Source organism: Aeromonas sp. FDAARGOS 1414, from assembly GCF_019047065.1.
Classification (GTDB): domain Bacteria; phylum Pseudomonadota; class Gammaproteobacteria; order Enterobacterales; family Aeromonadaceae; genus Aeromonas; species Aeromonas veronii_A.
On the sequence record NZ_CP077210.1, the window covers coordinates 4,415,484 to 4,430,000 of the forward strand.

13 protein-coding genes (1 of these 13 cut by a window edge) are annotated in these 14,517 nt (G+C 56.3%); 6 read left to right on the plus strand and 7 right to left on the minus strand.

Annotation, left to right across the window (positions count from 1 at the left end; genetic code table 11):
• Positions 1-58 precede the first annotated feature (58 nt).
• From rpoD to rpsU, 4 genes are all read right to left on the minus strand, one after another.
• Positions 59-1,915 carry an RNA polymerase sigma factor RpoD gene (gene rpoD / locus I6L44_RS20120; protein ID WP_005340563.1) on the minus strand — a complete coding sequence of 619 codons (1,857 nt, stop codon included), beginning with the start codon at positions 1,913-1,915 and terminating at the stop codon, positions 59-61.
• 222 nt (positions 1,916-2,137) lie between these two features.
• Positions 2,138-3,925 carry a DNA primase gene (gene dnaG / locus I6L44_RS20125; protein WP_216952892.1) on the minus strand — a complete coding sequence of 596 codons (1,788 nt, stop codon included), beginning with the start codon at positions 3,923-3,925 and terminating at the stop codon, positions 2,138-2,140.
• A gap of 88 nt (positions 3,926-4,013) precedes the next feature.
• Entirely contained in the window at positions 4,014-4,457 is a 444-nt protein-coding gene (locus I6L44_RS20130) for a GatB/YqeY domain-containing protein (protein ID WP_005349081.1), read from the minus strand.
• A gap of 15 nt (positions 4,458-4,472) precedes the next feature.
• Positions 4,473-4,688, minus strand: coding sequence for a 30S ribosomal protein S21 (gene rpsU, locus I6L44_RS20135; RefSeq protein ID WP_005309452.1), 216 nt, complete (start codon positions 4,686-4,688; stop codon positions 4,473-4,475).
• A 179-nt stretch (positions 4,689-4,867) separates the two neighbouring features.
• On the opposite strand from rpsU, the gene tsaD reads away from it, so the two are divergent.
• Complete coding sequence (tsaD, locus tag I6L44_RS20140) at positions 4,868-5,881, plus strand: tRNA (adenosine(37)-N6)-threonylcarbamoyltransferase complex transferase subunit TsaD (RefSeq protein ID WP_005340567.1); 1,014 nt, start codon at positions 4,868-4,870, stop codon at positions 5,879-5,881.
• Between the two features lie 250 nt (positions 5,882-6,131).
• Here the strand turns inward: tsaD and I6L44_RS20145 are convergent, their stop codons facing one another.
• Both I6L44_RS20145 and aspA read right to left on the minus strand, forming a co-directional pair.
• Positions 6,132-7,451 (minus strand): anaerobic C4-dicarboxylate transporter, encoded by a 1,320-nt coding sequence (locus tag I6L44_RS20145; protein ID WP_042052808.1) that lies wholly within the window; start codon positions 7,449-7,451, stop codon positions 6,132-6,134.
• Positions 7,452-7,576: 125 nt separating this feature from the next.
• Positions 7,577-9,019 carry an aspartate ammonia-lyase gene (gene aspA / locus I6L44_RS20150; protein ID WP_005341227.1) on the minus strand — a complete coding sequence of 481 codons (1,443 nt, stop codon included), beginning with the start codon at positions 9,017-9,019 and terminating at the stop codon, positions 7,577-7,579.
• Between the two features lie 442 nt (positions 9,020-9,461).
• Here aspA and I6L44_RS20155 point away from each other — a divergent pair, with 442 nt between their 5' ends.
• The gene (locus I6L44_RS20155; RefSeq protein ID WP_005340570.1) at positions 9,462-9,938 is read left to right on the plus strand and encodes an FxsA family protein; all 477 of its coding nucleotides are present in this window, start codon (positions 9,462-9,464) and stop codon (positions 9,936-9,938) included.
• A 47-nt stretch (positions 9,939-9,985) separates the two neighbouring features.
• Here I6L44_RS20155 and I6L44_RS20160 read toward each other — a convergent pair whose 3' ends face one another.
• A complete protein-coding gene (locus tag I6L44_RS20160) occupies positions 9,986-11,320 on the minus strand; it encodes an MATE family efflux transporter (protein ID WP_254204302.1) in 1,335 nt (444 codons plus the stop codon).
• A gap of 260 nt (positions 11,321-11,580) precedes the next feature.
• On the opposite strand from I6L44_RS20160, the gene I6L44_RS20165 reads away from it, so the two are divergent.
• The 4 genes from I6L44_RS20165 to I6L44_RS20180 all read left to right on the plus strand — a co-directional run.
• On the plus strand, positions 11,581-11,874 hold the full coding sequence (locus I6L44_RS20165; RefSeq protein ID WP_005340573.1) for a co-chaperone GroES: 294 nt from the start codon (positions 11,581-11,583) through the stop codon (positions 11,872-11,874).
• 44 nt (positions 11,875-11,918) lie between these two features.
• The gene (gene groL, locus I6L44_RS20170) at positions 11,919-13,553 is read left to right on the plus strand and encodes a chaperonin GroEL (protein ID WP_005341224.1); all 1,635 of its coding nucleotides are present in this window, start codon (positions 11,919-11,921) and stop codon (positions 13,551-13,553) included.
• Positions 13,554-13,657: 104 nt separating this feature from the next.
• Complete coding sequence (locus tag I6L44_RS20175) at positions 13,658-14,158, plus strand: molybdopterin-binding oxidoreductase (protein WP_216952894.1); 501 nt, start codon at positions 13,658-13,660, stop codon at positions 14,156-14,158.
• Positions 14,159-14,181: 23 nt separating this feature from the next.
• Positions 14,182-14,517 carry the 5' end (the start) of a bifunctional diguanylate cyclase/phosphodiesterase gene (locus tag I6L44_RS20180; RefSeq protein WP_216952895.1) on the plus strand. Its footprint extends 1,596 nt past the window's final position, so the window shows 336 of its 1,932 coding nt (coding positions 1-336); it begins with the start codon at positions 14,182-14,184; the stop codon falls past the right edge of the window.

Here is a 14,517-nt window from a genome sequence, read left to right on the forward strand (position 1 = left end):
ACAAAACAAAGCCCCGCATGGCGGGGCTTTGGCAGAGCAGTTTGACACAGGGTCAGGACTATTCGTCCAGGAAGCTGCGCAGCACTTCCGAGCGGCTCGGGTGGCGCAGTTTGCGCAGTGCCTTGGCTTCGATCTGACGAATACGCTCACGGGTAACGTCGAACTGCTTGCCCACTTCCTCGAGGGTGTGGTCAGTGTTCATGTCGATACCGAAACGCATCCGCAGTACCTTGGCTTCGCGGGCGGTCAGGCCAGCCAGCACTTCGCGGGTGGCGTTGCGCAGGCTTTCGCTGGTCGCCGCATCCGCTGGCAGAGCCAGGGTGGTATCTTCGATGAAGTCGCCCAAGTGGGAATCTTCATCATCACCGATGGGCGTCTCCATGGAGATAGGCTCTTTGGCGATCTTCAGTACCTTGCGGATCTTGTCTTCCGGCATGCCCATGCGCATGGCCAGCTCTTCCGGATTCGGTTCGCGACCCATCTCCTGCAGCATCTGACGGGAGATACGGTTGAGCTTGTTGATGGTCTCGATCATGTGTACCGGGATACGGATGGTACGGGCCTGATCCGCGATGGAGCGGGTAATGGCCTGACGGATCCACCAGGTTGCATAGGTCGAGAACTTGTAGCCACGACGGTATTCAAACTTGTCTACCGCCTTCATCAGACCGATGTTGCCCTCCTGGATCAGGTCCAGGAACTGCAGACCGCGGTTGGTGTACTTCTTGGCGATAGAGATAACCAGACGCAAGTTGGCCTCAACCATCTCTTTCTTCGCGCGGCGGGCCTTGGCCTCACCGATGCTCATGCGACGGTTGATATCCTTGATCTGGGCAATCGACAGGCCGGTCTCTTCTTCAATCTGCTGCAGCTTGCCGATGGCGCGCTGAATATCTTCGTCCATTTCAACCAGACGGGGAGACCAGGCTTTGCCAGCCTGCTTCTGGTATTCGAACCAGGCAGTTTCACACTCGTTGTTGGTGAAGGCCGCGACGAAGGTTTTCTTCGGCATCTTGGCCTGCTCAACGCAGAGCTTCATGATGATGCGTTCCTGCACGCGGACGCGCTCCATCATTTCACGCATGTTGTTGACCAGGCGATCGAACTGCTTGGGCATCAGGCGGAATTGGCGGAATACATCGGCCAGCTGGGCGATGGCGGCCTGGGTATCTTCGTGCGCGCGACCATTCTTCTGAATGGAGAGACGGGTCACTTCATACTGGGCACGCAGTTCGCCAAACTTCTCGCGAGCGACTTCCGGATCCGGACCACCGTCACCGTCGTCGTCAGAGCTGTCGCCATCTTCGTCTTCGTCTTCTTCGTCTTCTTCATCTTCGTCGGCCAGATCGTCTTCGCCGAGTTCGGAACCGATATGCGTGGCGGTAGGCGCCATATCTTCAGTTTCGTTCGGGTCAATAAAGCCAGAGATGATGTCAGAGAGACGCAGCTGCTCGGCTTCGTACTTGTCGTACTGTTCGAGCAGGTAAGTAATTGCTTCAGGGTACTCGGCTACGGAGCTTTGTACCTGGTTGATACCGTCTTCGATCCGCTTGGCGATGTCGATTTCGCCTTCACGGGTCAGCAGTTCGACGGTACCCATTTCCCGCATGTACATGCGGACGGGATCGGTCGTGCGACCAATCTCAGATTCAACAGATGCCAGAGCCTGGGCCGCTGCTTCGGCAGCGTCCTCATCGGCGGTACCACCTTCAGCCATGATAAGGTCATCGGCATCCGGAGCGTTTTCAACCACTTGAATGCCCATATCGTTGATCATCTGAATGATGTCTTCGATCTGGTCTGAATCGACAATGTCTTGCGGGAGGTGATCGTTCACCTCGGCATAGGTCAGGTAGCCCTGTTCTTTACCTTTGGCAACGAGGAGTTTAAGCTGAGACTGCGGGGTTTGCTCCATAGAACTCATCCGGTTGGTGTTGCTAGGTTGCGCGTACAGTGCGCTGCTGCGCAAATAGCCAATTCTAATAGAAAACCGCCAGACATGCTATGTCTGGTTGCGGCGTCGGTCATGAGAAACCCCTGCCCGCAGTATTGTCGGGGCCAGGCGGTTATAAAAATTTTGCTTTTCATCCCGTCGATTCGGGCAACGCTATCCATATTGGGACTAATCACTCAAATATCAAGCCCCACTCTCATTTCTTTTCTCAATTTGCACCTCTCTTATCAGCATCATCAGCTCTTGGGTTTCTTCGGAGCTTAGTCCTTCCTGAGCCACTTTGGCCTGCAATTCTTCGATCCGCTGCTTCAGAAACTGGTTGATGAAGCCGACGAAGGTGTCCTGCAATTCTCCCAGAATATCCGGCTCCTGATCGAGTTTGATCTCCTCGAACAGGTCGTGCATGGCCAGCTGAGCAAGGATCTCTCCTTCCTTGGTACCACGCCAGTGTTCCAGCAGGATACCGGTTGTGATACCAGGCTGTGCCTGGATTTGCTGGTGCAGTTGCAGCAGGAACTTGATGCCCTGTACGCGTAGTCCGGCCAATTCCGGCATGGGGGGAAGCTCAGCCGTTACTGCCGGATATTGCACCATCAGTGCCAGTGCACGCCGCAGTGGTGTCAGCTTGGCTGCCTTGGGTTTGTTGACCTCGGCCTTGGGCTGACTGTTGCGAGCAAAGAGCTCGGCGATGCGCTGCTTGTTCTCGCCCCAACGCATCATGCTGGAGAGACGAGTGATCAGCCCTTCGCGGGTAAACCCTTCCGGAACGCGACGAATAAGCTCGGCGGCCTTGTTGGCCACTTCGAACTTGCCTGCCTCACCCGAAAGTGCGGCATCCCGACCGAGACGCTCGAACATGAAGTCGGCGAACGGTTGGGCTTCATCGAGCAGGGCTTCAAAACCCTCCTTGCCGATCTGGCGTACCAGCGAGTCGGGATCCTCGCCATCGGGCAGGAACACGAACTTCAGCTCGCGGCCATCCTGCAGATGAGGGAGGGCATTATCCAGCGCGCGCCAGGCGGCTTCACGACCGGCGTTGTCACCGTCGTAGCAGCAGACTACCTCGGCGGTGGTGCGAAACAGGGTGTGGATATGGTCGCTGGTCGTTGCAGTACCCAGCGCCGCCACCGCATAGTCGATGTCGTACTGACCGAGTGCCACCACATCCATGTAGCCTTCCACCACCAGGATCCGGCGTGGATCCTTGTGTGCCTGCTTTACTTCGTAGAGACCGAACAGCTCCCGCCCTTTATGGAAGATGGGGGTCTCCGGCGAGTTCAGGTATTTGGGGGTGCCATCACCCAGCACCCGGCCACCGAAACCGATGACCCGGCCACGCTTGTCACGGATCGGGAACATGATGCGATCGCGGAAACGATCATAACTCCCCGGGCCATTGTCACGGGTGATCAGCATGCCGCCCGAGATAAGCAACTGCTCGTGATCCCGGCTGGCGCCGAAGCGGCGACGCACCTGATCCCAATCGCCGGGTGCATAGCCAATATTGAAGCGTTTGACCACTTCACCGGTCAGGCCGCGGCCTTTGAGGTACTCCACCGCATGGGGAGCGCTCTTGAGGTTGCTCTCGTAGAAGCGGGCAATCTGGTTCATCAGCTCGAACAGATCCTTGCTGACAGCGGGCTGGCTATTGGCCGAGCCGCCGATGCTCTGCTCGCGAGGTACCGGCATGCCCTGCATGCTGGCGAGCTCTTCGATGGCATCGGGAAATTCGAGACCGTCGTACTCCATGACAAAGCCGATGGCGTTGCCGTGGGCGCCACAACCGAAACAGTGGTAGAACTGCTTCTCCTGGCTGACGGTAAAAGAGGGGCTTTTTTCGTTATGAAAAGGGCAGCAAGCCTGGTAGTTCTTACCGGCTTTTTTCAGCCGCACTCGCGAGTCGATCAGCTCGACTATGTCTGTGCGTACGAGCAGATCGTCGATAAAGGATTGGGGGATCCTGCCTGCCATAACCGTCCTGTTTCATTGCGGAGAAAATAAAAAAGCCGCGCATTCCAAGGGAAGCACGGCTTCTTCGACCAAACAAGAGAGTTGCCTGTTACGCCAAGCGGGTTTTCACCTGAGCACTGACGGCGCCGACATCGGCACGCCCCTGAATTTTCGGCTTCAAAACAGCCATGACCTTGCCCATATCAGCCATAACGGCAGCACCACTTTCAGTGATGGCTTGCTCGATCAGGGCGGCAATTTCATCTGCGGTCAGCTGTTGCGGCAGGAACTCCTGCAACACAACGATCTCGGCGGACTCTTTGTCGGCGAGATCCTGGCGACCGGCAGCTTCAAATTGGCTGATGGAATCGCGGCGCTGTTTGACCATTTTGGTCACGACAGCGAGGATATCCTCATCATTCAGCTCAATACGGGTATCGACTTCACGTTGCTTGATTTCTGCCATCAACAAGCGGATCGCTCCCAGACGTGCCTTATCTTTGGCAAGCATGGCGAGTTTTTGCTGATCCTTGAGTTGATCCTTCAGAGACACGGCAATATCTCCCGATTAGTACAGGCGGATACGACGTGCGTTTTCGCGAGACAGCTTCTTGGCGTGACGCTTGACAGCAGACGCTTTGGCGCGCTTACGAATGGTAGTCGGCTTCTCGTAGAACTCACGGCTACGAACTTCGGACAGGATACCGGCTTTTTCGCAAGAACGCTTGAAACGACGCAGAGCAACGTCAAACGGCTCATTTTCACGGACTTTGATTACTGGCATGTGCCTTTCACCTCAGTGATAAATTGTTAGCTGACCTTCAATCGATCAGCATGTCTTAAAATGGTGCGAAATTATACTCTGGACAGGGAATGAAAGTAAACCCGCAGAGATCGCTCTGGTTTAAAAAACCCGCGAAGGTTACCATAGCCGTCTCATTTTAGCAGTGAAATTTTTTAGCAATGCGTGTATTGGGCATAGAGACATCCTGTGACGAAACCGGGATCGCGATCTTCGACGATCAAAAAGGGATCCTTTCCCATCAGTTATACAGCCAGGTCAAGCTGCATGCGGACTACGGTGGCGTTGTCCCCGAACTCGCCAGCCGGGATCATGTTCGCAAGACGATCCCGTTGATCCAGGCCGCATTGCAAGAGGCGGGACTGGGCAAAGATGACATCGACGGCATCGCGTATACCGCGGGTCCGGGTCTGGTTGGCGCCATTCTGGTGGGGGCGACCATTGGCCGCTCTCTGGCGATGGCGTGGAACAAGCCGGCCATTGCGGTCCATCATATGGAAGGGCACCTGCTGGCCCCCATGCTGGAAGAGAAAGCTCCCGAGTTCCCCTTCGTGGCGCTGCTGGTCTCCGGTGGTCACTCCATGCTGGTGCGGGTCGATGGTATCGGCAGCTATCAGCTGCTGGGGGAATCCATCGACGATGCCGCTGGCGAAGCGTTCGACAAGACCGCCAAGCTGATGGGGCTGGACTATCCGGGTGGTCCGCTGCTCTCCCGTCTGGCCGAGAAGGGCACTAAGGGGCGCTTCCACTTCCCCCGTCCCATGACTGATCGCCCAGGGCTCGACATGAGCTTCTCCGGCCTCAAGACCTTCACCGCCAACACCATCGCCGCCAATGGTGATGATGAACAGACCCGTGCCGATATCGCTCGGGCGTTTGAAGATGCGGTGGTCGATACCCTGGCCATCAAGTGCCGTCGTGCCTTGAAAGAGACCGGTCTCACGCGTCTAGTGGTCGCCGGTGGCGTCAGTGCCAACCGTCATCTGCGTGCCCAGCTGGCCGAGCTGATGGAGAGCCTCAAGGGCGAGGTGTTCTATCCGCGCACTGAATATTGCACCGATAACGGCGCCATGATCGCTTACGCCGGTATGCAGCGCCTGAAAGCGGGCGTGTTTGAGCCGCTGGCGGTCAAAGCCGTGCCGCGCTGGCCGCTGGATACCCTGGATCCGGTCTGATCCGACGGTTCCCGCCTTCTGGCGTGGTGCTGAGTACCATGGTGGCCTACTACTCCGGCAATCCAGCAGCGGTGGTTATAGCGCAGCTGGTAGGCTGTTGTAGTGTCTGCTGTCGCCGTGGTTGAGCCATCCGGATAAGAGGTCAGCCCTCTTGCTGTCAGACAGCCAAGCCAACCACAGAGTAAAAAGAGATAAAAAAAATCCCCGCCAACTGGCGGGGATTTTTGTTTGGCTATCAGCAGGCGATGAATTACAGCAGGATGCCGCCGAAGAAGAAGCCCAGTGCCACGGCGATGGCGATGGTGGCGGTGCCCGGTACGAAGAAGGGGTGGTTGAAGACCGCCTTACCGATACGGGTGGAGCCGGTGTCGTCCATCTCTACCGCGGCCAGCAGGGTCGGGTAGGTCGGCAGTACGAACAGGGCGCTCACGGCTGCGAAGGAGGCAATCGCAGTCAGCGGGCTGACACCCAGTGCCAGTGCGGCAGGCATCAACGCTTTGGTGGTGGCGCCTTGTGAATAGAGCAGCATGGCAGCGAAGAACAGCACCACGGCCAGCAGCCAGGAGTACTGGTTCAGCAGGTCGCCAGCGATCAGCTGGATGGTGTCCATGTTGCCTTTCACGAAGACGTTACCCAGCCAGGCCACACCCAGTACGCAGATACAGGCGGACATACCGGACTTGAAGGTCGGCATGTTGGTGACCTGGGTGGCGTCCAGTTTGCACACCAGGGTCATGATGGTGGCCGCGGCCAGCATGATGCCCATGATGGCACCGTCACGGGGGATCGGCGGGTTGGTGATCAGGCCCACTTTACCGGAGATGGCAGTGGCATAAGCCATGACAGCAACGATGGCGGCGATGAAGATCCAGACAGACAGTTTGGCGTACGGTTTGATCTCGAGCTTGGTAGTACCACGCAGTTTGATCAGGCCCTTGGCTTTACGCTCCAGATAGACTTCGTCCTGATCCAGCGGTTTGCCCATCATGTTGGCAATGAAGGCGCCCAGGATACAGGCCAGGAAGGTAGAGGGGATGCAGATGGCCAGCAGGGTCAGGTAGTCAACACCGAACGGCTCGAGCATGCCGGAGAAGGCAACCACAGCGGCAGAAATTGGGGAGGCTGTGATGGCGATCTGGGAAGCGACAACCGCGATGGAGAGAGGACGGGATGGGCGGATCCCTTGCTCTTTGGCCACTTCAGCGATCACCGGCAGGGTGGAGAAGGCGGTATGACCGGTACCGGCCAGCATGGTCATCAGGTAGGTGACCACCGGGGCGGCGAAGGTGATGTATTTGGGGTTCTTGCGCAGCGCTTTTTCTGCCAGGAAGACCAGATAGTCCATCCCGCCAGCCAGTTGCATACAGGCGATGGCGCAGATGACGGACGCGATGATCATGATCACATCCCAAGGGATGTAGCTGACCAGTTGATCGCTCGGGATGGGCATGCCCAGACCCCACGTCAATACCAGTACCCCCAGACCACCGGCAAAGCCGATGCCGATGCTGCCTATCCGGGCCCCCAGATAGATAGCGGCGAGCACGACAAGTAACTCGATTCCAATCATAGCGATAACTCCATTTTTTAGTTTTTGGTTTTTATTTGGCAAAAAGCCAATTCCCGATCGGGCTGGGGATAAAGACCAATCGGGAACTGACTTTATGGGCCGGGAAGATCCCGGCCCACACTCGCTTATACGGCAGCTTCGCGGGTGAAACGCTTGGCTTTGTATTGCGGGTTCATCAGGTTCTCGATGGAGAGAATTTCGTCCAGCTGCTCGGCGCTCAGCAGACCGCGCTCAAGAACGACTTCACGGACGTTCTTGCCGGTCTGGGCACAGATCTTGCCGACGATATCCCCTTCGTGGTGGCCGATGAAGGGGTTCAGGTAGGTCACGATACCGATGGAGTTCAGCACGTGATTCATGCAGATTTCCGGGTTGGCGGTGATACCTTCCACGCACTTCTCGCGCAGGGAAATACAGGCTTTTTCCATCAGGCTCAGGGATTCGAACATCGCCTGACCAATCACCGGCTCCATGACGTTCAGCTGCAGCTGACCGGCTTCGGCGGCGAAGGTGATGGTGATGTCGTTACCGAATACCTTGAAGCAGGATTGGTTGACCACTTCCGGGATAACCGGGTTGACCTTGGCCGGCATGATGGAGGAACCGGCCTGCATTTCCGGCAGGTTGATCTCTTTCAGTGCAGTGCGCGGGCCGGAGGAAAGCAGACGCAGGTCGTTACAGATCTTGGACAGCTTCATGGCCAGACGCTTGATGGCGCCGTGCAGCATGACGTAGGCGCCACAGTCGGAGGTCGCTTCGATCAGGTCTTCTGCCGGCACATAGGCACGACCGGTGATCTCGGCCAGACGCTTGATAGCCAGTGCAGAGTACTCGGGCGGAGTGTTCAGACCGGTACCGATGGCGGTCGCCCCCAGGTTCACTTCCAGCAGCAGCTCCTGGCAACGCTTGATGGATTTGATCTCTTCGCGCAGGGTGACGGCGAAGGCGTGGAACTCTTGACCCAGGGTCATCGGAACCGCATCTTGCAGCTGGGTACGGCCCATCTTCAGGATCTTCTTGAATTCTTCTGCTTTGGCATCAAAAGCGGCAATCAGTGCTTCCAGAGCATGCAGAGTCACGTCAGTGCTGTTGACCACAGCAACGCGGAAACCGGTCGGGTAAGCATCGTTGGTGGACTGGCACTTGTTGACGTGGTCGTTCGGGTTGATGACGTCGTAACGGCCTTTCTCCAGACCCATGATTTCCAAGGCGATGTTGGCCAGTACTTCGTTAGTGTTCATGTTGACGGAGGTGCCGGCGCCTCCCTGGTAAACGTCGACCGGGAACTGGTCGAAGCATTTGCCTGTGTTCAGCATCAGGTCGCAGGCTTCTACGATCTTGTCAGCAATTTCAGGACGGATGGTACCGAGCTCGCCGTTTGCCAGTGCAGCAGCTTTCTTGGTCAGCACCATACCGCGGACAAATTCCGGAACGTCAGAAATCTTCTGAGAGCTGATCTTGAAGTTCTCGACAGCGCGCAGGGTGTGCACACCGTAGTAGAGATCATTGGAAACTTCTTTGGTGCCCAGCAGGTCTTCTTCAATGCGGACGTTCTTGATGTCGCTCATTGTAATGCCTCAGAAATCAGATAAATGGAAAAATCCTCACCGAGTGGTCGCGAGTTCCTTGCGCACAGCTCATCCTGAAGCACCACACATCGAGTGGGGCGGTAGGGAGAGTGACCTCCCGAAAAACTAATCAATATACTACTCCAATTGAGGTATCGGTTATTAGAGGTGGATCACTAAATTTGCGACATTTTCAAATTACTTTGAGGAAAGTACACATATGTTATGAAGTTTTTATCGTGATGATTTTTATATATTTTTGTGACTTTTTGCTGGTTTTTTAGATTGCTGATGACGTAGGAGTCAGTTGACCAACTTGAAAAAGGGGGGACGGCCCCCATTTATTCAGGGCAGAAAGTGGTGATGACGGGGCGGCAAAATCGCCTCCGGCCATCGTTGGATGGGCGCCACTTTTTCTCAATTTACCGGTGCTGGAGTGGATATGGGCAAGTTGTTTTTGTTGTTGGTGGGTCTGGTTGTGCTGGAGCTCACCGTGATGATCGAGGTCGGCTCGGTAATCGGGGCGCTGCCGACTGTCGGCTTGCTCATACTGACTGCGGTATTGGGCTCCTCGCTGGTGCGCAGTGAAGGGATCAAGACCCTGTTCAGCGCCCAGCAAAAGATGCAGATGGGCGAGATGCCGGGCCGCGAGGTGATGGGGGGCATGATGCTGGCGTTGGCGGGCCTGCTGCTGATTATCCCGGGTTTCGTGACCGACATTTTCGGTGTGCTGTTGCTGCAACCCTGGCTGCGCAACAAACTGGCTGACAAGCTGATCGGCAGCAGCCAGTTCCGGATGCAGATGGGCGGTTTCCAGCGTACTCAATCGCCGTTTGGCAACGCACCGTCCGATGATCATCTGGGGAACGCCAAGCAGGGCGGCACCACCATCGAAGGCGAATTTGAGCGCAAAGAGTGAGCGTAAAGAGTAATCGACGAAACGAAAACCCGAGGTGAGTGACTGAATCAGGGTTTACCCTGATGGCACAACGCCTCGAAGCGGTGTCGGGCATACCACCATGCGAGGGTGCCCGCCGCCAGATTGGCCAGCAAGATCCCCAGATATATCCCCTGTTCTCCTCCCAGCTTTGCCCCCAGCCAGGCTCCTGGCAACAGAAAACCAAACAGCCGCAATCCGTTGAACAAAAACGAGATACTGGATGCTCGCACGCCATTGAGTGCCGAGGCCAGCAGCATCACCATGCCCTGAAAGCCGTAACCGATCGGCACCAGATGCAGATAGAGAATGATGAGGCGAATGACCTGCGGATGATCGCTGAACAGATTGGCGATGAGTGGCGCCAGTAGCCAGGTCAGGCCATAGATGGCGAGCTGGAACAGCAACGCAAACCTCATGCAGCTTTGCAGCGCAGCCTTGGCGCGGGCCGGATTGCCAGCGCCGCAGTTTTGCGAGATGAAAGGGGCCAGTACGGAGGCGAGGGCCATCATCACAATTAGCAACAGCGCCTCGACCCGCGATGCGGCGCCGTAAGCGGCTACCACCTCGGTACCCAGGCCAGCAAAGATCGTCATCAGCACCGCATTGGCCAAGGGGTTGAGCATATTGGTAAAAGAGGCGGGGACGGCGACATGGAGTAACGCCCGCCAGTGGGACAGCAACCGGGCCCGCGGCGAGAGGCGCCACAGCAGCAAGCCTTCCCGATGACGCAGGATATAGAGGCTGACCAGCATCGCCATCAACCAAGAGATAGAGGTGGCGATGGCGGCCCCGCGGATCCCCCACTCGGGAAAGGGGCCGATGCCGAAGATCAACAGAGGATCCAGTACTCCGTTGACCAACCCGGCTACGGCCATCACCAGACTGGGGGTTTTGGTATCGCCGGTCGCCCGGATGGCGGCATTGCCCACCATGGGCAGCACCAGCATGGGGACTGTGAGATACCAGATCAGCATGTAGTCATGGATGAGGGAGATAAGCTCGGCACTGGCCCCCAGCAGAGTAAACAGGGGTTTGATGGTGAGAGCGCCCCCCGCGGAGAGCAGGGCCACCATGAGCACCGCCAGAAACAGGCTGTCGGTGGCGAGATGGGCCGCCTCATCGTGTTTGCCCTGCCCTAGGGTATGACCGATCACCGCTGACAATCCGGCGCCCAATCCCATCGCCAGCGAGGTAACCACAAAAGTGACGGGAAAGGTAAAACTGATGGCGGCCAGAGCTTCGGTTCCCAGCATACCGATAAAAAAGGTATCGACCAGATTGAAGGCCAGAATGGCGATGATGCCGAAGATCATGGGGCCCGTCATCTGGCGCAGTACGACCGGAATAGGGGCAGTCAACATGGGGTTGGTGCGGGTCAAGGGCTCGTCTCTACAGCTGGCTTTGAAGGTTCTGGCATCGAAAACGGGCGGCTTGAACCGACCTTGCACCAGGGTGCAGACATGGCTGAACCATCGAAGATGTTTATAGTACGTGAAAAAATTTTTTTTGTATTTGCCCTTGAAGGGTTAGCAACTCTGCCCCACATCAGGGACATATCTAATTTGGCCTGGAACGGCCATTCCTCAAAGCAACAATGAGACTCATTTTGGGAGAGTTATCGATGAAAATTCGTCCACTGCACGACCGCGTCATCATCAAGCGCATCGAAGCTGAAGCCAAATCTGCCGGCGGTATCGTATTGACGGGTACCGCGGCCCAGAAGTCCACCCGTGGTGAAGTGCTTGCCGTGGGGACTGGTCGCATCCTGGATAATGGCGAAGTCAAAGCGCTGGCCGTGAAGGTTGGTGACAAGGTGATCTTCAACGAAGGCTACGGTGTGAAGACCGAGAAGCTGGATGGTCAGGATGTCCTGATCCTCTCCGAAACCGACATTCTGGCGATTGTCGAAGAGTAATCCATCCTCCTTTTTCCCCGAATTGATTTAAGGATTGAAGAAAAATGGCTGCTAAAGACGTTAAGTTTGGTAACGAAGCTCGCATCAAGATGCTGGAAGGCGTCAACATTCTGGCCGATGCCGTCAAGGTGACCTTGGGTCCGAAAGGCCGCAACGTGGTGCTGGACAAGTCCTTCGGCGCCCCGACCATCACTAAAGATGGTGTATCTGTTGCGCGCGAAATCGAGCTGGAAGACAAGTTCCAGAACATGGGCGCCCAGATGGTCAAGGAAGTGGCTTCCAAGGCGAACGATGCTGCGGGTGACGGTACCACTACTGCAACCGTTCTGGCTCAGGCCATCGTCAACGAAGGTCTGAAAGCCGTTGCCGCCGGTATGAACCCGATGGATCTGAAGCGCGGTATCGACAAGGCAGTGGTGGCTGCCGTTGCCGAGCTGCAGGCGCTGTCCCAGCCGTGTGCTGACAGCAATGCCATCGCTCAGGTGGGCACCATCTCCGCCAACTCCGACGAGAAAGTGGGCAAGCTGATTGCCGAAGCCATGGACAAAGTGGGTCGCGATGGCGTCATCACCGTTGAAGATGGTCAGGGTCTGGAAGATGAGCTGGCAGTTGTTGAAGGTATGCAGTTCGACCGCGGCTACCTGTCCCCCTACTTCATCAACAAGCAAGAGACCGGTTCCGTTGAACTGGACGACCCGTTCATCCTGCTGGTTGACAAGAAAGTCTCCAACATCCGCGAAATGCTGCCGGTGCTGGAAGGTGTTGCCAAAGCGGGCAAACCGCTGTTGATCGTTGCCGAAGACGTAGAAGGCGAAGCCCTGGCGACTCTGGTGGTCAACACCATGCGTGGTATCGTGAAAGTGGCAGCCGTCAAGGCGCCTGGCTTCGGTGACCGTCGCAAGGCCATGCTGCAGGATATCGCCGTACTGACTGGCGGTACCGTCATCTCTGAAGAAGTTGGCATGGAGCTGGAAAAAGCGACGCTGGAAGATCTGGGTCGTGCCAAGCGCATCGTCATCACCAAAGAGAACACCACCATCATCGATGGCGTGGGCGATGCCGGTGTGATCGAAGGTCGTGTTGCCCAGATCCGTCAGCAGATCGAAGAGACCTCTTCCGACTACGACCGTGAGAAGCTGCAAGAGCGCGTAGCCAAGCTGGCTGGCGGTGTTGCCGTGATCAAGGTTGGCGCAGCCACCGAAGTCGAGATGAAAGAGAAAAAAGCCCGTGTGGAAGATGCCCTGCACGCTACCCGCGCCGCCGTTGAAGAAGGCGTGGTTGCCGGTGGTGGTGTTGCTCTGGTTCGCGTTGCTGCCAAACTGGCTGGTCTGCGCGGTGACAACGAAGACCAGAACGTCGGTATCAAGGTTGCCCTGCGCGCCATGGAAGCCCCACTGCGTCAAATCGTCATCAACGCCGGTGAAGAAGCCTCCGTCATCGCCAACGCGGTGAAGAATGGTGAAGGCAACTTCGGTTACAACGCTTACACCGAGCAGTATGGCGACATGCTGACCATGGGTATCCTGGATCCGACCAAGGTCACCCGCTCTGCCCTGCAGTTCGCCTCTTCTATCGCCGGCCTGATGATCACCACCGAGTGCATGGTGACCGAGCTGCCGAAGAAAGATGCTCCAGCCATGCCTGATATGGGTGGCATGGGTGGCATGGGCATGATGTAATCATCATCCCGGCTCTGTTTGAGAAACGGCTCGCCTTGGCGGGCCGTTTTTTTATATCTGACTAAACTGAGTCTGTTGATAGCAGAAAAGTGTAAGGGGGAAAGATGAAGGTGCTTGGATGGATAACTCTGCTGTTTGCATTGATTGCCATGCCGCTTGTGGCTGCCGAGGCCCTCAAGGGGCCTGTGATCTTGAAAGTAAGCGGCAATATCAGCTCCCCAGATGAGGTGGACGGCAAAGTGCTTTTTGACTTGGCCACGCTGCAGGCGTTGCCGCAATATGAGATAGTCACCAGCAACCCTTGGGTTGATAAACCTCACAAGTACAGAGGGCCCAAGGTAGCGGACGTGCTGGCCGCAGTGGGGGCTAATGGCAAGAGCATAACCTTGACAGCATTGAACAGTTTTCAGATCCGCATCAATTGGGACAAAGTTGCCAAGTATAACCCTATTCTTGCTTGGGAAGATGACGGGGTAGCCATGAGGGTCCGTGACAAGGGGCCGCTCTGGTTTATGTTGCCGCTTGATCAATATCCGGAGCTGAAGCGCTCTGAATATACCGACATGATGATTTGGCAGCTGGACCTGATAGATATTCAACACTGATAAAAGAGTCACGGGAGCACGGGGTGAAAGGAAAGACCAGGGCGTGGGCACTGCTCGTCATTCTGTATGTATCCATTCTGTCGTTTACCGGGAGCACCCTTTATTGTCTGGTTCAGCTCCAGAATGCGACCAGAGCGATGGAGAAATATACCTATGATGTCTCCTGGGCGCTGATGCAGCTGCAGCTCGAGTTGGGGCGTTTCCTCAGTGCTGTAGAGGTCTACCATTATGGTGGAATAGAGCACAATGACCTGATGTTGCGCTATGACATTCTTTGGAGCAGAACCCCCATCCTGTTGAGCGGTCAGTTGCGTAAAAGCATGCAGGATAAGCAGAAAACCTTGCGCTTGGTGCAACTG

What these genes read in the sequence shown, in the direction of transcription:
- dnaG (WP_216952892.1), bottom strand. Translation starts at nt 3,925, where the DNA reads ATGGCAGGCAGGATCCCCCAATCCTTTATCGACGATCTGCTCGTACGC.
- rpoD (WP_005340563.1), bottom strand. Translation starts at nt 1,915, where the DNA reads ATGGAGCAAACCCCGCAGTCTCAGCTTAAACTCCTCGTTGCCAAAGGT.
- aspA (WP_005341227.1), bottom strand. Translation starts at nt 9,019, where the DNA reads ATGAGCGACATCAAGAACGTCCGCATTGAAGAAGACCTGCTGGGCACC.
- I6L44_RS20165 (WP_005340573.1), top strand. Translation starts at nt 11,581, where the DNA reads ATGAAAATTCGTCCACTGCACGACCGCGTCATCATCAAGCGCATCGAA.
- tsaD (WP_005340567.1), top strand. Translation starts at nt 4,868, where the DNA reads ATGCGTGTATTGGGCATAGAGACATCCTGTGACGAAACCGGGATCGCG.
- I6L44_RS20145 (WP_042052808.1), bottom strand. Translation starts at nt 7,451, where the DNA reads ATGATTGGAATCGAGTTACTTGTCGTGCTCGCCGCTATCTATCTGGGG.
- groL (WP_005341224.1), top strand. Translation starts at nt 11,919, where the DNA reads ATGGCTGCTAAAGACGTTAAGTTTGGTAACGAAGCTCGCATCAAGATG.
- rpsU (WP_005309452.1), bottom strand. Translation starts at nt 4,688, where the DNA reads ATGCCAGTAATCAAAGTCCGTGAAAATGAGCCGTTTGACGTTGCTCTG.
- I6L44_RS20175 (WP_216952894.1), top strand. Translation starts at nt 13,658, where the DNA reads ATGAAGGTGCTTGGATGGATAACTCTGCTGTTTGCATTGATTGCCATG.
- I6L44_RS20160 (WP_254204302.1), bottom strand. Translation starts at nt 11,320, where the DNA reads ATGTTGACTGCCCCTATTCCGGTCGTACTGCGCCAGATGACGGGCCCC.
- I6L44_RS20155 (WP_005340570.1), top strand. Translation starts at nt 9,462, where the DNA reads ATGGGCAAGTTGTTTTTGTTGTTGGTGGGTCTGGTTGTGCTGGAGCTC.